Raw genomic sequence first — 19,880 nt, 5'->3', positions numbered from 1 at the left:
CTCTTAAAGCTCTTTTCTTTTAATAGCTTCCATTGTAAATGATTCTATAATATCGCCTTCTTTAAGATCGTTGAACTTTTCAACACTTAAACCACATTCATATCCTTTAGCTACTTCTTTAGCATCATCTTTGAATCTCTTTAATGAAGCTAATGTTGATTCGAATATTACGATACCATCTCTAATTACTCTAACTTCAGAATTTCTTACAATTTTACCATCTATAACATAACAACCTGCTATAGTTCCTACATTTGAAATCTTATATGTCATTCTTACTTCTGCTTTACCATTTATAACTTCTTTATATTCTGGTTCAAGCATACCAATCATAGCAGATTTAACATCTTCAATTGCATCATATATTATTCTATATGTTTTTATTTCAATGTTTTCTTTTTCTGCTTGAACTGTTGCATTTGAATCTGGTCTTACGTTAAATCCAATAACTAAAGCATTTGAAGCTGCAGCAAGTGTAACGTCTGTTTCTGTTATAGCACCAACAGCACCATGTATTACTCTAACCTTAACGTCATCAGTAGATAACTTCTCTAAAGATTGTCTTATTGCTTCAACAGAACCTTGAACGTCCGCTTTAACAACTATAGCTAATTCTTTAACTTTTCCTTCTTGAATTTGACTGTATAAATCTTCTAAAGATACTCTATTAGAAGCCTGATGACTATCAGCTTTAATCTTTTGCTTTCTAACTTCAGCCATATTTCTTGCAGTCTTTTCATCTTTACAAACTATAAATCTATCACCAGCAGCTGGCACTTCAGAAAGCCCTAATATTTCAACTGGAATAGATGGTCCAGCACTCTTTATTTTCTTTCCTCTATCATCAAACATAGCTCTTATTCTACCGTAAGTAGAACCAACTAAGATAGAATCACCTACATTTAAAGTACCATTTTGAATAAGTAGTGATGCAACAGCTCCTCTACCCTTATCTAATTTAGCCTCAATTACAGTACCCTTAGCTTTTCTATTTGGATCTGCTTTTAACTCTTGCATTTCAGATGTTAATAGTACCATTTCTAATAAGCTTTCTAGGTTTTCACCAGTCTTAGCTGAAACAGGAACACAAATAGTATCTCCACCCCAGTCTTCTGAAACTAAACCATGCTCAGTTAATTCTTGTTTAACTCTATCAATATTAGCTCCTGGTCTATCAATTTTGTTGATAGCAACTATCATAGGAACCTCTGCTGCCTTACAGTGGTTTATAGCTTCTTTAGTTTGTGGCATTATACCATCATCAGCTGCAACAACTAATATAACTATATCAGTAACTTGAGCTCCTCTAGCTCTCATAGCAGTGAAAGCTTCGTGTCCTGGAGTATCTAAGAATGTAATTTTTTCTCCATTTAATGATACTGTGTAAGCACCAATGTGTTGAGTTATTCCACCTGCTTCACTTGCTGTAACTTTTGCATGTCTTATAGCATCTAAAAGTGAAGTCTTACCATGGTCAACGTGACCCATAATTGTTACTATTGGTGGTCTCTTTTCTAAGTTTTCTTCAACAACATCTGTTTCTTCTTCAAATGCTTCTAATTCAGTTTCTTCTTCTTTTCTTTCAACTAAAACTTCATACTTTTCACAAAGTTTTTCAGCTGTAGCGAAGTCTATCTCTTGGTTAACACCAGCCATTACACCTATGAATATTAAATTCTTAATAACATCATTTGTTGGCTTACCTAGCTTTTCGCATAATTCTTTAACTGTTATTGTTTCACCAATTTCAATTACTCCACATGCAGCTTCAGCATTTCTTTCAACTTCTTCTTGTTCTAATTCTTTTTTAGTCTTTTTCTTTTTTCTTACGCCTTTATTAAGTGATTCAGCAAGTTCGTCTTCATATTCATCAACTAAACTTTTCTTACCTTCTTCTGAAGTGTTTGTATCACCTAATAATTCTTTTATTAGTGTTGCGTCTTCATCTTCTATTACACTCATATGATTTTTAACTTCAACACCAAATTCTTCCATTAATAAATTTATTAAATCTTTTGAGCTCACATTAAGCTCCTTTGCCAATTCATATACTCTAATCTTTGACAATAAAATCACCCCCGGTTAATTTCTTCCTTCTTCATTTTGGTACAAGGATATTAACTTTTCAGCCATATTTTTATCTATTATAGCTAAAACTTTTATTTCCTCTCTTCCAATTGGGTTGCCTAGTTCTTCCTTAGAAAAGCCTTCTATAAGAGGAATTTTCTTTTCAGCACAATGATTTCTAAACTTCTTTTTTGTACTATTAGAAGCATCATCACTTAGTATAACAAGATAAAAACTACGTCTATTTCGCTGTTCATCACATTTGCTATACCCCTCTATTAAATTTCCTGATCTCTTAGCAAGACCTAAAAAATTAAAAAACTTATTCATTAACTATCTCTTCCCTTAATCTGTTGTATATTTGTTCATCTATTGCAACATCAAGGTTTCTACTTAATCTCTTTGCCTTAAATGCCTTTTCTAAACATTCAATGCTCTTACAAATATAAGCACCTCTACCTGATTTCTTTCCTGTTAAATCAACAGAAACTTCACCCTCTTGACTTTTTACAACTCTAATAAGCTCTTTTTTAGGTTTCATTTCCATACAGCCAGTGCACATTCTTAAAGGTATTTTCTTTACTTTCATAAAAAAATCCCCCTTATTCCTCTATTGCTTCAGCTTGTGACTTACTCTTTATATCAATTTTCCAGTTAGTTAGCTTAGCAGCTAATCTTACATTTTGACCTTCTTTTCCAATAGCAAGTGATAATTGATTATCATCTACAATAACCTTAGCTGATTTTGAATCTTCATCAACTGTTACACTTACTACTTTTGCTGGACTTAAAGAACTTGCTATAAATTCTTCTGGGTTTTTACTCCATTTAATTATATCTATCTTTTCACCCTTAAGTTCATTTACGATATTTTGAACTCTTGCTCCCTTAGGACCAACACAAGCTCCCATAGGATCAACATTTTCATCATGAGATACTACTGCAATTTTACTTCTTGATCCAGCTTCTCTTGAAATGCTCTTTATTTCAACAACACCTTCGTATATTTCTGGAACTTCTAATTCAAATAATCTCTTAACTAATCCTGGATGTGTTCTAGATACAATTATTTGAGCACCTTTAGAAGTATTTTTAACTTCTACAACATATAATTTAATTTTTTCATTAAACTTATATTTTTCTCTTGGAATTTGTTCATTTGGACCGATTGCTGTTTCAAGCTTTCCAATATTAACAAAAACATTTCCTTTATCTTCTCTTAAAACTGTTCCAGTAATAATATCATATTCTTTTTCTTTATATTCATTGTATATGATACTTCTTTCAGCTTCTCTTATTCTTTGAGTTACTACTCCCTTTGCAAGCTGTGCTGCAACTCTTCCAAAATTCTTTGGAGTAACTTCAAAATCAACTACATCATCTAAATCATATGTAGGTTTTATTTCTTGAGCCTCTTCTAATCCAATTTCAGTAACTGTATCAAAAACTTCTTCAACAACAATTTTTTGAGAATAAACATGAATTTCTCCACTTTCTCTATCAATTGTTACTTTAACATTTTGTGCTGAAGATGTTGGTCCTGCATAATTTTTCTTATAAGCTGCAACTAATGCATCCTCTATTGTTGTAAATAATAAATCTTCACTAATACCTTTGTCTTTTACGATTTCTTTAAGAGCACCTATAAACTCCTGGTTCATCTTAAATATCCTCCTTACTATATTTCCCCTTCAATATTTGCACTTTTAATTTTTTCCTTTGGAATGCTTATTAAAGTGTCCGCTTCAACTATTATATTATCTTCATTAACTTCTTTTAAAATACCCTTAGCATTTTTCTTTCCATCAATAGCTTTTGTAAATCTAACCATTACTTCTCTACCTATAAATCTCTTATAGTGTTCTTCAGTAAATATAGTTCTATTTAAACCTGGTGATGAAACTTCTAAGAAATAAGGATCAGCTATTGGATCTTTTTCATCCATAACATCACTTACTCTTCTTGAAAGTGCTTCACAATCACTTAAAGTAATTCCGCCTTCTTTTTCTATATATATTCTTAAATAATATTCTCCATTTTCCTTAACATATTCAATATGATATATTTGATAGTTAAGTTCATCTGCTATGGGTTTAACCATTTCATAAATTTGATTAACTAAGGCATCAATTTTCATAATTATCCTCCTTTGCAATATTCAGTTTTTTAGCAATTTAAAAAATAGTATGTAAAAACGCAACTAAAAAAGTAGTTGCGTTCAAATAGAAAGAGCGGGAACAAGCCCCACTCTTCATTTTCTAGCTATTAGTAAATTACTTCTTAATTCATCTTAGCACACTTTACTAATAAATACAAGGGGCTATAGCAACATTTAAGTTCCCCCATTTAAAACTTGCCCAAATTTACATTTTTTTATTCAATATATAATTTTATAAGCTCATCAAAAGCCTCTAAAGATTTTTCAATTTTATCATATGCTATGCAATAAGATAATCTAAAATATCCTGGACATCCAAAAGTTTTTCCGGGAACAGCTAATATATTAAACTTTTTAGCATCTTCACAGAACTTAACATCATCATCTATTGGTGATTTTGGAAAAAGATAAAAGGCTCCATCTGGCTTTAAACATTCAAATCCTATAGAAGTTAAATGATTATATAATAAATCTCTATTCTTCTTATAAATATTAACATCTACTTCTAAATTTAAACTTTCTTTTATTACTCTTTGAAAAAGTGAAGGAGCATTAACAAATCCTAAAATTCTATTTGCTATATTCAATGCTGATGCTATATCATCAAATGTATTTATTTTAGGATTAATTACAATATAACCTATTCTTTCACCTGGAAGAGATAATGATTTACTATATGAATATCCTATAAATGAATTCTTATAATAATTTAATATACACGGAACTGTTGTATTATCATATATTATTTCTCTATATGGCTCATCTGAAATTAAATAAATATCTTTATTAAACTCTAGTTCTTTTTCATTTAATATTTGTGATAATTCTTTTATTGTTTTTTCATTATATATAACTCCACTTGGATTATTAGGAGAATTAATAATTACAGCTTTAGTTTTATTTGATATTTTATTTTTCAATTCCTCTAAATTTAACTGAAAATTTTCTGTATCTGCCGATATAACAGTTACTACTCCATCAAAATTTTTTACATAATTAATATACTCCCCAAAGAAAGGTGCAAAAACAATAACTTCGTCTCCTGGATCTAAGATACTTTTAAAAATTATATTTAATCCTCCAGCTGCACCACAAGTCATAACTATATTTTTACTTTTTAATTTAAGACTATACTTTTTGATTAAATCATTAGCTATTGCTTCTCTTACATCTTCATATCCCGAATTATTCATATATCCATGAATAAGGTTAGGTTTTTCTTCATTTATAATATTATTAATAACTTCTTTAATTTCGTTAGGTGGTTCTACATTAGGGTTACCTATACTAAAATCAAAAACATTCTCTTCTCCATATATCTTTGATAATCTTTTCCCCTCTTCAAACATAGCTCTAATAGTAGAACTGTTTAAAACCATCTCTTTCATTTTACTTGAAATCATTTTTATAGCCCCCTTAATACTTAATTTACTTTATTTTTTATTACCCCAATAGCCACACCTAATATATTTACTTCTTTTCCTTCTAAATATATTTCACTATATTTAGAGTTTGCTGGAACTAGCATAGGTTCCTTACCATTTAACTTTAAAGTCTTTAAAGTTGCTTCTCCATCTAAGCTAGCTGCAACAATATCATTATTTAATGCTGTATTTTGTCTTTTTATTACAACTAAATCTCCATCATCAATATTTTTATCAATCATACTATCACCTTTAACATGTAGTATAAAAGTGTCCTTACCTCTTTCTAACCAACTTTTAGGTAAATTAAACTTTCCTTCTACCTCATCATTGATTTCAATAGGATTACCAGCTGCTATATTGTTATAAACATCAACTTCAACTAGTTCTTCTTCATTAAATACAGTATTATCCTCTAAATAAATTTCTTTTTTAGAGGAATAACTATCAATATTAAATTCAACTATGTTTTTATATTTTAAATTTACATATTGGAATGTATTCATATAGTTTTTATTAATATTTTTTTCTTCTTTAAATTCCTTTTTAAATGCAAAAGTTTTTCCTTTAAAATCTGCTCCAAGACTTTTAAGCTTTCTACCTTTTATAAGCCAGCACATTTTATCATTATAAACTTCATTATTAACGATAAAAATAAATGATGAATAAGAATTATTACAGTAAATACTTTTTACAAACTCTATTTCACCTTTAGTCATAGATTCTACATTATCTAAAACTATATGAGTATATTTTTCTTTAGAATTTTGTCCATATTTTATAGCTAAGGATACTTCATCATAAGAATCATAATATCCATTATCTCTTAATATTGATGTATATATTTCCATAAGTGTATATATGGCATTTCTCGTATAAGAATTTCTTATTAATCTATATTTTCTACCTTTTCTTTCAACTTCGTTATATTCTTCTCTTGTAAAATTACATGCTTTTATCCACATAATTTCATCATATAGATCTTCACTTGTAATCTTATTAATAACCTTAGATTTTTTACAAAAAGATGATAGTTCATCATAAAATTCTTTATGTTCTGTAAATTTATATCCTTCTTCAAAAGAAATAAACTTTAATTTTAAATTATTTTCACTTATATATTTTTTCGAAAAAGTTTTTATTAATGTCTTTACTAAATTAAACTCTACTCTTTCTTTATCCATACTAAATAGTGAATAAAACTCACTAACTTTACTTTTTTCTCTATATAAATTTTTACTTTTTTCTAATTCTTCATAATTTGAAGATAAATATAAAATATTATCCTCATTATAAATGCAATAATTATTTTCTAAATTAATAACTCTATGTAAAGCTGCTAATGTCTTTCCTGTTAATGATTTTCCTTTCATTAATGAAAAGCCCATATTCTTATTTTTTATAAATCTATTTTGAACCTTTGTTAATTTCATAATTACACCTACTGTCACCTCTCATAAATGAGAGTCTAAATTTAAATTTAGTTAATCAAAGTTAATTGAAACTCCAAATTTAAATTTGGTCATTTGAAGTCACACACTGTGTACTCATTTGACATTTAGGCGAAGGAGTTTCCTTTTTTATAAAGAAAAACTCCAAAGAAAGAAAATAACTTTGGAGTTATAAAATAATTTTATTAATTTATTGTAAAAAAGTCAATTAAAATTCACGTTATTTATTACTTAAATATTCATCAATAGCTGCTGCAGCTTTTTTACCTGCTCCCATTGCTAATATAACAGTAGCAGCACCTGTAACTGCATCTCCCCCGGCATAAACTCCTTCTTTAGTTGTAAGTCCACTTTCTTCATCAGCAACTATACATTTCCATTTATTAATTTCTAAACCTTTAGTAGTTGAAGAAATTAAAGGATTTGGTGAAGTTCCAAGTGACATTATAACTGTATCTACATCCATAACGAACTCTGAATTTTCCTTAACAACTGGTCTTCTTCTACCAGAAGCATCAGGCTCTCCAAGTTCCATTTTAACACACTTCATTCCTGTAACCCATCCATTTTCATCTGTTAAAATTTCTGTAGGATTAGTTAATACATCAAATATTACCCCTTCTTCTTTTGCATGATGAACTTCCTCAAGTCTTGCTGGAAGCTCTGATTCACTTCTTCTATATACAATATGAGTTTCTGCACCAAGTCTTAACGCTGTTCTTGCAGCATCCATAGCAACATTTCCACCACCAACTACAGCCACCTTTTTACCAACTTTAACTGGTGTATGATATTCTTCTTTAAATGCTTTCATTAAATTAACTCTTGTTAAGAATTCATTAGCTGAAAATACTCCATTTGAATTTTCACCTGGTATTCCCATAAACTTAGGAAGTCCAGCTCCTGATCCAATAAATACAGCATCAAAGCCTTCATCTTCAATTAGTGAATCTATTGTAACAGTTCTTCCTACAACTACATTAGTTTCAATTTTTACACCTAATTTTTTAATATTATCAATTTCAGATTTTACTACCTCTTCCTTTGGTAATCTAAATTCTGGTATACCATAAACTAAAACCCCACCAGCCTCATGTAATGCTTCAAAGATAGTAACATCATATCCTTTTTTAGCTAAATCTCCTGCACAAGTAAGACCTGCCGGCCCTGAACCTATTACAGCTACATTTTTACCTTTTGATTCTTCCTTATCTGAAAGATCAATGTTATGTTTTCTAGCCCAATCTGCTGTGAATTTTTCTAGTTTACCAATTGCAACTGGCTCACCTTTTATTCCTAATACACACTTACCTTCACATTGTGATTCCTGAGGACATACTCTACCACAAACAGCTGGTAACGCACTATACTTTGCAATTTCCTTTGCTGCACCTTCAAAATTACCTTCTTTAACATGAGATATAAATCCTGGTATGTCTATTGATACTGGACATCCACTTACACACTTTGGATTTTTACATCCTAAACATCTGCTTGCTTCATCTAAAGCTCTTTCTTCATCATATCCTAAACAAACTTCTTCAAAATTCTTTGCTCTTACGCTAGCTTCTTGTTCTCTTACAGGTATTCTTTTCATTCTATCTACTACTCTACTCATTATTTATGTCCTCCGCATCCGCAACCTTCTCTATGATGTGTGTCGCCTTCTTCTAATTTAAGCATAGCTCTACCTTCTTCACTTTTATAAAGAGATTGTCTTCTCATACTTTCATCAAAATCTACAAGATGACCATCAAATTCTGGTCCATCAACACATGCAAACTTAACTTCATCACCTACTGTAACTCTACAAGCACCACACATTCCTGTACCATCAACCATAATAGGATTTAAACTTACAGTAGTCTTTATTCCAAGATCTTTAGTAAGCATAGACATAAATTTCATCATTATCATTGGTCCTATAACAACAGCATGATCATATTTCTTAGCCTTATTATTTACTAAATCTAATAAGCAATCTGTTACTCTACCATTAAAGCCATAAGAACCATCATCAGTAGATATATATAAGTTTTTAGCTACCTTCTTCATTTCTTCTTCTAATATAACTAACTCTTTATTTCTTGCCCCAATAATAACATCAACATCTATATTATTTTCATGGAACCATTTAACTTGAGGATAAACTGGTGCAGCACCAACTCCTCCAGCTACAAATAAGACTTTCTTATTTTTAAGTTCATTTAAATCTTCATGAACAAATTCGCTAGGTTGCCCTAATGGTCCAACAAAATCTTGTACATAGTCTCCAACTTCAAAAGTAGCTAGCTCTTCAGTGCCGTATCCAACTGTTTGAAATACTATTGTTACAGTTCCCTTTTCTCTATCATAATCAGCAATAGTTAAAGGAATTCTTTCACCTTTTTCATTATTTTTAATAATAATGAACTGCCCTGGTTGAGCTGATTTAGCTACTCTAGGAGCCTCTATATCCATTAAATATATGTTTTCTGTTAATAATTTTTTACTTGTTATCTTATACACCTTAATAACCCCCATATTTTCTTATGTTATATATTTTTATAAATTAATTTTATAAATTAATTTTTATAATTTTACTTATAAGTTTAAGAATGCACTTTTAAAGATATCTCTTTGAAAATGCATTCTTAATTCACTCAATATATTGCAATTATTTTATATTAAAAGTTAACTTTATTTCCATAGAATGTGCATGAAAGTAATTTTTCCATTGTTTCATCATCAATTGTTCTTGGATTAGATCCAGTACACGCATCTAAAACTGCATTATGAGCTATATGTTTAACATTAGCTAAGAAATCTTCTTCAGTTACTCCATATTCTTTCATTGATGATGGAATATTTAATGCTACATTAAATTCATTTATTTTTGCTATTAATGAATCTGTTAATTCAGCATCTGTATTTCCTTCTAACTTTAATACTCTTGCTATATCAGCATATCTACCTTCACATTCTGTTCTATTATATTGAATTACATATGGTAAGAAGATTGCATTTGCGCATCCATGTGGAATATGGAATACTGCTCCAACCTTATGAGCCATTGAATGTACTATTCCTAATAAAGCATTACTAAATGCCATACCTGCTAAACATTGAGCTTCGTGCATTAAGTTTCTTGCTTCTACATCACCTTCAAAAGACTTAACTAAATGTTCATTAACCATATCAATAGCTTTTAAAGCTAATGGATCAGAAAAATTCGATCTTAATGAAGCTGTATAAGCTTCTATAGCATGTGTTAATGCATCCATTCCAGTATGAGCAACAAGTTTAGCTGGCATTGTTTGTGCTAGCTCTGGATCAACTATTGCAATATCTGGAGTTATATTAAAATCTGCTAAAGGATATTTAATCTTAGCTTTATAATCTGTAATTACTGAGAAAGCAGTTACCTCTGTAGCAGTTCCTGAAGTTGATGGTATTGCTACAAACTTAGCTTTTTGTCTTAACTCTGGTAATCCAAAAGGTACCACAGCTTGTTCAAAAGTAAAATCAGGATATTCATAGAAAATCCACATTGCTTTTGCTGCATCTATCGGTGATCCCCCACCCATAGCAACTATCCAATCTGGTTCAAAATCTCTCATTACAGCTGCTCCACTCATAACTGTTTCAACTGATGGATCTGGTTCTACACCTTCTATTAGTTTAACTTCTATTCCAGCTTCTTTTAAATAACTTTCTACTTTATCTAAGAAACCGAATCTTTTCATTGATCCGCCACCAACAACTACTACAGCTCTTTTCCCTTTTAGTGTTTTTAATACTTCTAATGAACCCTTACCATGATAAATATCTCTTGGTAATGTAAATCTTGCCATATTTTCTCCTCCTCAAAATCCTCAATTAATTCTACCTTATAAAACATAGTTTATATATTACTTAATTAGTAATATAAATTAATTATACCATAAAATTACTAAATTAAAATATTTTTAACTAATAAAAAAGTACCCAAAGACAACTTTCACAAAAAGTTAATCCTTAGGTACTTTTTTTTACATTTTATTTATTATTTTCTTTATATTTTTTACAATTTTCATCAAAAGCTTTTATTATTTCATCAACCTTTTCCCAATTTCCAAGTGATGCACCAGCTGCTAACATATGACCACCGCCACCAAAGCTAGATGCAATATCATTGACTCTAGGACCATTAGATCTAAACTCACAGAAAATTGAGCCATCTTCTTTTTCCACAAAGAAATGCCAATTAATTATACCTGCAGTATCTTGAAGAGCATTTACCATTCTAGCAGCTTTTATTGGTTCTAATCCATACTTTTTAGCAATTTCATTTTTTACCTTTAAGTAAGCCATTCCATTATTAGTAGTTACATAATTACTATAAATATATCCTAAGAACTTTAATTCACTTTCTTCTCTTCTATACATATTTGCATAAATTTCTTTTGTTTCTAAATCAAATGTTATCTTATATAACTTTTCAAATAACTTTGTTGGATTATCTATATATAAGAATCTTCCTGTATCTCCAATTATACCAGTAAATAAAGCTTTTCTTCCCTTTTTATCTATTTTTAATTTATCCTCATTTGCTAAATATAAATCTAAAATCATTTCACTACAAGAAGAATAATCTGTGTCTACCCAAGTTAAATCTTCGAATGGAGCATCAAAAGGTTTATGATGATCAATTTTCATTATATAACCTGCATTATTAAAAGATTGATTATCAACTCTTTCTTTATTAGCAACATCTACAATTATTGCTAAACAATCTTTATTTATTTCTATTTCCTTATCCATAACATTTATATATTCTAGATTTTTAGAATGTTCACCTAATATCACTACATTTTTATTAGGATATGTATTTTTTATTATGCTTTTTAAAGCTGTTTGTGAGCTATAAGAATCCGGATCCGGAAAAACATGACGATATATTGCTATAGTATCATACTCTTCAATTTTATTTATTATACTTTTCATTAATTCTTCTTTCATTTAAATACCTCCTAAAATAAATTAATTACTTATTTTTAACTAATTTTATTATATATTTGATAAAAAAATCCCCTACTTAGCAATGCTAAGCAGGGTATAAATCTTTATATACTCTTAAATGTATTATTGACGGCTTATTGAAGTCTCAACTTGAGATTCCATTTCTTTTAACATAGCATCAACATCATCTGAAGTTCCTGTTACATAAGATGCATATTTTTCTTCTGCAACTGTTCTAGCTGATTGAGCATTGTTTATTGCAGGAGTAAAGTAAGCAAATCCTAAAGATTGCTTAGCAACATCATATATTTTTCCATATAGAGAAGTAGTATCAGCTAATACTTCTTGAACTATAGTTGAATCTTGAGCTGATTTTCTAACTGGTAAATATCCAGTAGCTGTTGCAAACTTAGCTGTATTTTCAGTGTTAGTTGCAAATTTAACAAATTCATAAGCAGCATATTGAGCTTCTGCAGTAACATCTTTAGTTATAAATAAAGAAGCACCTTGTTGAATAACAGCTTTATCTTTTCCTTCAAAATGAGGAACTTCTACTACAGCTATTTCAAAAGCACCATTAGTATTTATGTGCGCGAATCCAGCTGAAGAACCTTGATAAGCTAAAAGCTTTTGATTTGAGAATGGACCTGATAAGAATTTATCTTCACCAGGAACTCTAAATGCTCCGCTTTGAGTTTCTTTTCTGAAGAATTGCATGAATTCTTTAGACCAATCATTAACAACATTTATTTTTCCATCTAGTTGAACGAAATCTTTTCCATCTTCTTTTAAACTAGATATAAATGCGTTTGAACTTGAATCAAATCCAAATCCAGGTATTCCTAATTGAGCTTGAGATTTTTCTGATATTTCTGCTAATTTTTCAAATGTTAAATCTTTTAAATCATCAACAGTATATCCTAATTTCTCTAATAAAGTTTTATTTACATATAAAACTTCTGTAGATTTTGTCATTGGAAGACCATATATTTTATTTTCTCCCCATTGTGATAATTCATTAATGAAATCTGGAATGAAGTCGTTTTTAATATCTTCTGCCATTCCTATAGTTTTGTCATTAACATATGGTGTTAAGTCCGCAACCTTATCATCATTAATAAGACCTGTAGCCGCATCTGGATAAACATTAACTATAGCTGGTAAAGTATTTGATTGTGACGCAGCTATAACCTTTTTGTTTAGGTCAACAATACTACCTTGTGCTGAAGCTTTAACTGTTATTCCTTGAGTATTTGAACTGTTAAAGTCATCAACTATACTTTGTAACACTTCTGCTTGTTTTCCAGTCATATAGTGCCACATTTCAATTGTAACTGGTTCTTTTAATTCTGTAACGATATTTTCGCTTGTAGAATCACTTCTTGAACAGCCTGTTAATGCTGTAACTGCAACTACTGCAGTCATTAAAGATGCTAGTAATCTTCTTTTCATTCGTTTCACCTCTAAAACCTAATTTTATATATATATTTAAGAAAAGATGATCAAAAGATAAAGTATTAAATTTTATATATACATAATTAAAGCATTTATAACAACTTCTATATAAATAATTGAAGCATTAATATTTTAACTTCTAATTCACACTTTCCCTACATATCTAATTATTTATATTATCCTTTTATTCCACCAATAGATATTCCACTCATAATTTTTTTATGTAAGAACATATATACTACAACTATTGGCATTGTAATTATTGTAGAAGCAGCCATTAATAATTCATATCGGTTTCCTACATCTGATTGGAAAGCAGTTAATCCATTTGCAACTAATCTCATGTTATCACTATTTGTAACAAGTAATGGCCATAAGAATGCATTCCATGAATTTATTCCAACTAATATACAAATTGTAATAATTGATGGTTTTGCCATAGGCACAACTATTCTCCATAAGAATTTCCAATCGCTTGCACCATCAATTTTTGCAGCGTAATATAATTGTTTTGGAATCTTTAAGAAGAATTCTCTAAGCATATAAATATACAATACATTTGCCATGTAAGGTACAAATAATGCTGAATAACTATCAATTAAATTCATAGATGAAATTGTTTTAAAGTTAGTTACTATTAATACTTCTCCTGGTATCATCATTGATGCTAGGAAAATAGCAAATATTAAATCTCTGCCCTTAAACTCAAGATGAGAAAAAGCAAAAGCTGATAATATTGAAATTACAACTGTACTTATTATACTTAAAGCTGTAACTATTATTGTATTTATAAAATATCTTCCAAAAGGAGCCATTGCTAATGCAGTACTAAAGTTACTCCACATAAATTTATCTGGAACCATTGTTGGTGGTGTTTGAATAACTTCAAAACTTGACTTTAAAGACGATGCTATCATCCAATAAAATGGGAATAGCGTTACAATAGCAAATACAACTAATAAGAAGTATTTAATGAATGCTTTAAAATTATTTTTATTTTTCATATTTACACCTCTTAGTAATGAATCTTATTACGAGCAACTGTTTTTTGCACTAAAGTAACAGTTAATATTATAATTAATAGAACAACTGAAGCAGCAAATGCTAATGGGAAATCTTGATCCCCGTAGAATCTATCAATTATATATCTAACAACAGTTGAAACCGCACCATCTAGTGTACGTCCTCCAAATAGAACATAAACCTCTGTGTAAACTTTAAAAGCAGCTATTAAACTAATAACATATGTATATGCAATCATAGGAGAAACTAACTTAACAGTTATTTTTCTAAATATAGTTCCACTTGTTGCTTGGTCAATCTTAGCAGCTTGATAATATTGTGGATTTATTGATGCAATACCTGTCGTTAATATTAAGGTATTAAATGCCAAACTCTTCCAAACCGCAAATATTATTAATGCTATCATTGCATATTTAGGATCATTAAGCCAGTTTATTGGATTTATCCCCATTTTTCCTAATAAGAAATTAATAATTCCATATTCAGAATTAAATAACCAAGACCATACTATTCCTATAGCAACTAATGAAGTTACGTAAGGTAAAAAGTAAATACTTTGGAATACACCTCTTACTTTTTCATTTTTTATATTAGCTAAAGCATTAGCAATTAATAAAGAAATAAATACTGATAAGGCTGGAACTATAGCAGCATAAATTACAGTATTAATTAAAGATTGTATAAATCTTTTATCTTGGAATAGATATTTATATGATCCAAATCCAAAAACAAATCCACTAGCTTTAGTTTCATCAAAACTAAAAATTATTGTATTAATTATAGGATAAAACACAAAAATACCTAGTATTACAAGTGCAGGTAGTAAATATATATATCCCTTAAATTTATTTTTCTTCTTTAGCATTTTGTTATGAACTCCTCACTTTCAGCATCAAACACATAACTCTTTCCTGTCTTTGGCTTAATCATTAGTTCAGCACCTTCATCAATAAAGAACTCTTTATCAACTAACATTTTATATATAGCACCGTTATGATCTAATGTTAACAGTCTTTCTCTACCTAATATTTCTACTGTAACAACTTTAGTTTTTAAACCTTTATCTGTTACTTCAAAATCTTCTGCTCTTACACCTAAAACAACTTTTGATTTGTCTTTAGGTAAGTTTTCTATTGTTAATGAATCAACAACAGACATTCCATCTTTACAATCTAAGTTTATAAAGTTCATTTCTGGACTTCCTATGAAAGATGCAACAAATTTATTAACTGGGTTCATATATATATCACTCGGTGATGAAATTTGTTGAATTGCACCATCTTTCATTAATACAATCTCATCTGAAATAGACATAGCTTCTTCTTGGTCATGAGTTACAAATATAGCTGTAACACCTGTTTCCTTTTGAATCCTTCTAATTTCTTGTCTTGTTTCAACCCTTAACTTTGTATCTAAGTTTGATAAAGGTTCATCAAGAAGTAAAATATCTGGCTTTTTAGCTAATGCTCTAGCTATAGCAACTCTTTGTTGTTGTCCTCCAGATAATTGAGATGGCTTTTTATCTAATTGACTTTCAATCTTTACGATTTTAGCAACCTCTACCGCTCTTTTTTCTGCCTCTGCCTTATCCCATTTTAAATTTTTTAAAGGAAATAATATATTTTCTCTAACTGTCATATGTGGGTATAATGCATAGTTTTGGAATACTAATCCTATTCCTAACTCTTCTGGTTCTAATCCAGTTACATCCCTATCTCCGAAGTAAATCTTTCCACTATGTGGTTTATGAATTCCTGAAATAGTAAATAATGTTGTTGATTTCCCTGATCCTGAAGGTCCTAATAATGAAACTAACTTTCCTTTCGGAATTTGTAGCGTAACTTCATTAAGCGCCTTAAAATCTCCAAATTTTACAACTAGTTTTTCTAGTCTTATTCCCATTGATAATTCACCTCATGCTTTTTTTAATCCGTCTACTATGTAAATATAAAAACCGCTAATTTTCCGCGCTATTACAGAATACGACAATTACTTTATATTTGTCAACATTTTTCCCAATCTATCCTTTTTTGTATTTTAATTTTTTATTAATAATATTAAATTTTTTCCATTATTTCCATGTTTTTATTGCTTTATTTGTTAAATAAACTTATTTTTTAAATTTTATTCATACTTTTCCCAACTAATGCTTCTAATAAAACTTTTATACTATCTATACTTTCCTAATTTAAAAAAATTTATGTTTACCATTTTTTCTCTATTGTTATTTTTATATATTATTATCTGTAAAAATAGTTATCTAAATAGCCTATTAATTATATCTTTAGCATCAAATTTAATTTTTTTCAGAAAATATTTATAAAAATATTTAATCTCATAAATATTTTCTAATATAGCATCACAAGTAATAAAAGTTATAATAGCAAATTCATCCCACTTTTCCATATCACTATTTACCTTTCCCTTATTCATCATATATTATATGTGTGTTTATATATTATTGTTATTAAAGTTATGTTGATTAATCATTTTTATTTATAAATATTCCTTGCATAATTTAACATTGTTAAATATTATATTTATGTAAAGATATATATAAGGAGGTATCCATGTTACCATTACTGATTATTTTTTCATATCTTATGGGTTCAATTCCTAGTGGATATATTTTAGTAAAAAAGAAACTTAATAAAGATGTAAGGGATTACGGAAGCGGAAATATCGGAGCAACAAATGTAAAAAGAGTGGCTGGGAAAAAACTTTCAAAAATAACTGCAATTTGTGATATGTTAAAAGCTATTATTCCAGTATTATTAACACGTATTTTAATTTGGACTGATATACTACAAGCTAACGAAAGCCTTAGCCTATCTTTAGTTGCTATTGCTGCAATTTTAGGACATAACTATACCATATTCTTGAAATTTAAAGGTGGTAAAGGTGTTGCTACTTCTGCTGCAGCATTTATGATAGTTATTCCTATACCTTTTTTAATTACAGCTGTAATTTTCTTTGGTTTAAAATTAGTAACAAAAATTGTTTCAATTCGTTCTTTAGTAGCTGGTGCTACATTGTTTTTATCGACTCTTCTATTGGGTTATAACAAATATTATGTCTATGCAACACTTTTTGCTTGTCTTTTAGTATTTTGGAGACACAAAAGTAACATTATTAGATTAATTAAGGGTGAGGAAAAATAAATTTTATGAAAACACTGATGAAATTATACTTCAGTGTTTTTTATTTAGGAGGTTTTATGAAGTTTATATTAATTTATATAGTATTTATTAATTTACTACTTTTTTCTCTTATGGGAATAGATAAAGAAAAGGCAAAATTAAAGAAATGGCGAATAAGCGAAAAAACACTATTCTTATTAGCTCTTTTTGGTGGTGGTATTGGTGGAGTAATTGGCATATATACTTTTAGACATAAAACCAAACATTTAAAATTCACATTAGGATTTCCTATAATTATAGTATTTCAATTAATAGTTATATTATTATTTTTTAATCAATAAATAACTTCAGTCATTATCTATTTTTCTATCTAAAAATATTTATATAATATCTACTTTAGGATTTGTTACATTTATAACAGTAATATACATGCATTATTTTATAATTAGAAGAAAACAAAAGACGTTGCATTTTTTTATTGCAACGCCCCATAATCATTTTCGGATTACTCTGTAACCCGGTGACTACACTACTATGTTATCCTAATTATTAATTTTTTATTCATATTTATTAATATAAAATAAATTGTACAACCATAAATTTTATATTATAATTATCCTAAAACTAAATAGACTAATTTTACTAATTCGGGGGTGATTATGTGAACTTTTTAAAAGGCACATATGGATTTGATTTATTATCATTAATATTAATTCTATTTTCTTGCATACTTAATATTTTTGATTATACTAGAATTTTAGGAACAATTGTTTTAATTTATGCTGTATATAGAGCATTTTCAAAAAAAATATATAAAAGGAAAAATGAATATAATGTGTTTTATACATATACAAATAAATTTTTAAAAAAGTTTGGTAAAGCTATTCCTTATAACTTACCTGTATATGATTTAAATAATTTTTCTTATATCTTTGAAAATATTAAGTTAAAATATACTGAATATCGTAAATATAAAATTACTAAATGCCCTAACTGTAAACAAAAACTTAGACTTCCAAGAGGTAAAGGTAATATAGTTGTTACTTGTAAAAAGTGTTCAACTAAATTTGATTTTAGAACTTAATATTTAACCACCATAAATAATTATTTCATTATGTGGAATATTATTAATATTCATATTACTGATATTTATAGGAGGTAATAAAAATGAAAAAAAATTTATTTATTATTCCTTTACTATTTATTACTTTATCTAGTAGTTATTTAGATATATATATAAATAACATTAAGAATATTAATACAACAACTATAACAGCTCCACAAAAGAAAACATCTATAAGATGGTGGGATAATTAAAATAAAAAAAGGGCTTAAGGCCCTTTTTTTATTTTATATGTTAATTATTAGGCTTTTGCCCCTTTGCTATTAAATTCAAAAATATTATTGTGCATTTCTCCCTTTCAGAGCTATCACTACAAATTTTCATAATTTTAGCTAATCTCGGATTATTTCTACTAACCATTTTTATTATTTCTGGTGGTACATTATTATTTCCAATAATATTTTTTATACCAACTAAATCACTATGAATAGTTACTGCTTCAAAATCTAATTTTTCAAATCCATTATATTTTAATATTTTTATAAGCTTACGTCCAATTTCCCTATTCCATCCTGCTTTTTTTTCTAACTGATTTATAAAGCCTCTTCCACTTTTAAATAGCATATCAGGATCACTTACTCCATGCATTCCCCTATCAGAATCAATAATTGCAACTATTCCTCCTGGCTTTAATAATTTATATATTTCCCTAGCAGCATTCATTGGATTATCTAAATGTTGGAATACAAACCTACAAATTATAAAGTCAAAGCTATCTTCTTTAAGTCCACTATTCATTATAGATCCACATTTTAAATCTACTCTATCACCTATATACTCATCTAATCTTTTTTTAGAAATATCTATTAATTTTTTATCAACTTCCAAAGCTGTTATTGAAGTATGTGGTAAGTTTTCTAATAACAATTCTGTATATACCCCTGTTCCACAACCAACATCTAATATTCTCATTCCGTCCTTTAACCCTAGCCATTTTAATGTTCTAAATTCTTTTTTCCAACCTAATTTAGCCTGAGTTTCAAGTCTATTCACTTCATTATTAAATCCAATAATATCATAAATTGAATTATAACTCACATTAAACTCCTTTAATACTTA

General features: G+C 28.6%; 20 protein-coding genes. 4 read left to right on the top strand and 16 right to left on the bottom strand.

Annotation, left to right across the window (positions count from 1 at the left end; all coding sequences use genetic code 11):
* Positions 1 to 3: 3 nt before the first annotated feature.
* The 15 genes from infB to HCG76_RS00640 all read right to left on the bottom strand — a co-directional run bounded on the left by infB (position 4) and on the right by HCG76_RS00640 (position 16,460).
* A complete protein-coding gene (gene infB / locus HCG76_RS00710) occupies positions 4 to 2,067 on the bottom strand; it encodes a translation initiation factor IF-2 (protein ID WP_221698429.1) in 2,064 nt (687 codons plus the stop codon).
* Positions 2,068 to 2,082: 15 nt separating this feature from the next.
* Positions 2,083 to 2,397: a ribosomal L7Ae/L30e/S12e/Gadd45 family protein gene (locus HCG76_RS00705; RefSeq protein ID WP_195987779.1), complete on the bottom strand. Its 315-nt coding sequence runs from the start codon at positions 2,395 to 2,397 to the stop codon at positions 2,083 to 2,085.
* Positions 2,390 to 2,656 (bottom strand): RNase P modulator RnpM, encoded by a 267-nt coding sequence (gene rnpM, locus HCG76_RS00700; RefSeq protein WP_221698428.1) that lies wholly within the window; start codon positions 2,654 to 2,656, stop codon positions 2,390 to 2,392. Before rnpM ends, HCG76_RS00705 begins: the two co-directional genes overlap by 8 nt.
* A 13-nt stretch (positions 2,657 to 2,669) precedes the next feature.
* Positions 2,670 to 3,728: a transcription termination factor NusA gene (gene nusA / locus HCG76_RS00695; RefSeq protein WP_221698427.1), complete on the bottom strand. Its 1,059-nt coding sequence runs from the start codon at positions 3,726 to 3,728 to the stop codon at positions 2,670 to 2,672.
* A 17-nt stretch (positions 3,729 to 3,745) separates the two neighbouring features.
* Positions 3,746 to 4,204 carry a ribosome maturation factor RimP gene (gene rimP, locus HCG76_RS00690; RefSeq protein WP_221698426.1) on the bottom strand — a complete coding sequence of 153 codons (459 nt, stop codon included), beginning with the start codon at positions 4,202 to 4,204 and terminating at the stop codon, positions 3,746 to 3,748.
* Between the two features lie 236 nt (positions 4,205 to 4,440).
* On the bottom strand, positions 4,441 to 5,628 hold the full coding sequence (locus HCG76_RS00685) for a pyridoxal phosphate-dependent aminotransferase (RefSeq protein WP_221698425.1): 1,188 nt from the start codon (positions 5,626 to 5,628) through the stop codon (positions 4,441 to 4,443).
* A 20-nt stretch (positions 5,629 to 5,648) separates the two neighbouring features.
* Positions 5,649 to 7,082, bottom strand: coding sequence for a transcriptional repressor LexA (gene lexA / locus HCG76_RS00680; protein WP_221698424.1), 1,434 nt, complete (start codon positions 7,080 to 7,082; stop codon positions 5,649 to 5,651).
* Between the two features lie 238 nt (positions 7,083 to 7,320).
* Positions 7,321 to 8,718: an NADPH-dependent glutamate synthase gene (gltA, locus tag HCG76_RS00675; protein ID WP_221698423.1), complete on the bottom strand. Its 1,398-nt coding sequence runs from the start codon at positions 8,716 to 8,718 to the stop codon at positions 7,321 to 7,323.
* The gene (locus HCG76_RS00670; RefSeq protein ID WP_221698422.1) at positions 8,718 to 9,608 is read right to left on the bottom strand and encodes a sulfide/dihydroorotate dehydrogenase-like FAD/NAD-binding protein; all 891 of its coding nucleotides are present in this window, start codon (positions 9,606 to 9,608) and stop codon (positions 8,718 to 8,720) included. Before HCG76_RS00670 ends, gltA begins: the two co-directional genes overlap by 1 nt.
* Positions 9,609 to 9,766: 158 nt before the next feature.
* The gene (locus HCG76_RS00665) at positions 9,767 to 10,933 is read right to left on the bottom strand and encodes an iron-containing alcohol dehydrogenase (protein WP_221698421.1); all 1,167 of its coding nucleotides are present in this window, start codon (positions 10,931 to 10,933) and stop codon (positions 9,767 to 9,769) included.
* Between the two features lie 184 nt (positions 10,934 to 11,117).
* On the bottom strand, positions 11,118 to 12,080 hold the full coding sequence (locus HCG76_RS00660; protein ID WP_221698420.1) for a DHH family phosphoesterase: 963 nt from the start codon (positions 12,078 to 12,080) through the stop codon (positions 11,118 to 11,120).
* Between the two features lie 123 nt (positions 12,081 to 12,203).
* Positions 12,204 to 13,532 (bottom strand): extracellular solute-binding protein, encoded by a 1,329-nt coding sequence (locus HCG76_RS00655; RefSeq protein ID WP_221698419.1) that lies wholly within the window; start codon positions 13,530 to 13,532, stop codon positions 12,204 to 12,206.
* A gap of 179 nt (positions 13,533 to 13,711) precedes the next feature.
* Positions 13,712 to 14,539, bottom strand: a complete 828-nt coding sequence (locus tag HCG76_RS00650) for a carbohydrate ABC transporter permease (protein ID WP_221698418.1) — start codon at positions 14,537 to 14,539, stop codon at positions 13,712 to 13,714.
* Between the two features lie 11 nt (positions 14,540 to 14,550).
* A complete protein-coding gene (locus HCG76_RS00645) occupies positions 14,551 to 15,423 on the bottom strand; it encodes a carbohydrate ABC transporter permease (RefSeq protein ID WP_221698417.1) in 873 nt (290 codons plus the stop codon).
* Complete coding sequence (locus tag HCG76_RS00640; protein ID WP_221698416.1) at positions 15,417 to 16,460, bottom strand: ABC transporter ATP-binding protein; 1,044 nt, start codon at positions 16,458 to 16,460, stop codon at positions 15,417 to 15,419. The genes HCG76_RS00645 and HCG76_RS00640 overlap by 7 nt, the downstream gene beginning before the upstream one ends.
* Positions 16,461 to 17,128: 668 nt before the next feature.
* Here HCG76_RS00640 and plsY point away from each other — a divergent pair.
* From plsY to HCG76_RS00620, 4 genes are all read left to right on the top strand, one after another.
* Positions 17,129 to 17,719 carry a glycerol-3-phosphate 1-O-acyltransferase PlsY gene (gene plsY / locus HCG76_RS00635; RefSeq protein ID WP_221698415.1) on the top strand — a complete coding sequence of 197 codons (591 nt, stop codon included), beginning with the start codon at positions 17,129 to 17,131 and terminating at the stop codon, positions 17,717 to 17,719.
* Between the two features lie 56 nt (positions 17,720 to 17,775).
* On the top strand, positions 17,776 to 18,039 hold the full coding sequence (locus HCG76_RS00630; protein WP_221698414.1) for a DUF1294 domain-containing protein: 264 nt from the start codon (positions 17,776 to 17,778) through the stop codon (positions 18,037 to 18,039).
* A 320-nt stretch (positions 18,040 to 18,359) separates the two neighbouring features.
* Positions 18,360 to 18,782: a zinc-ribbon domain-containing protein gene (locus HCG76_RS00625; protein ID WP_221698413.1), complete on the top strand. Its 423-nt coding sequence runs from the start codon at positions 18,360 to 18,362 to the stop codon at positions 18,780 to 18,782.
* A gap of 83 nt (positions 18,783 to 18,865) precedes the next feature.
* Complete coding sequence (locus HCG76_RS00620; protein WP_221698412.1) at positions 18,866 to 19,015, top strand: hypothetical protein; 150 nt, start codon at positions 18,866 to 18,868, stop codon at positions 19,013 to 19,015.
* 40 nt (positions 19,016 to 19,055) lie between these two features.
* Here the strand turns inward: HCG76_RS00620 and HCG76_RS00615 are convergent, their stop codons facing one another.
* Positions 19,056 to 19,859 carry a class I SAM-dependent methyltransferase gene (locus HCG76_RS00615; protein ID WP_221698411.1) on the bottom strand — a complete coding sequence of 268 codons (804 nt, stop codon included), beginning with the start codon at positions 19,857 to 19,859 and terminating at the stop codon, positions 19,056 to 19,058.
* Positions 19,860 to 19,880 lie beyond the last annotated feature (21 nt).

Origin of the sequence: Clostridium sp. K13, assembly GCF_019734195.1 — a bacterium.
Classification (GTDB): domain Bacteria; phylum Bacillota; class Clostridia; order Clostridiales; family Clostridiaceae; genus Clostridium.
Note: the sequence above shows the minus strand (reverse complement) of the source record. Positions and strands in the feature narration are given on the sequence as shown.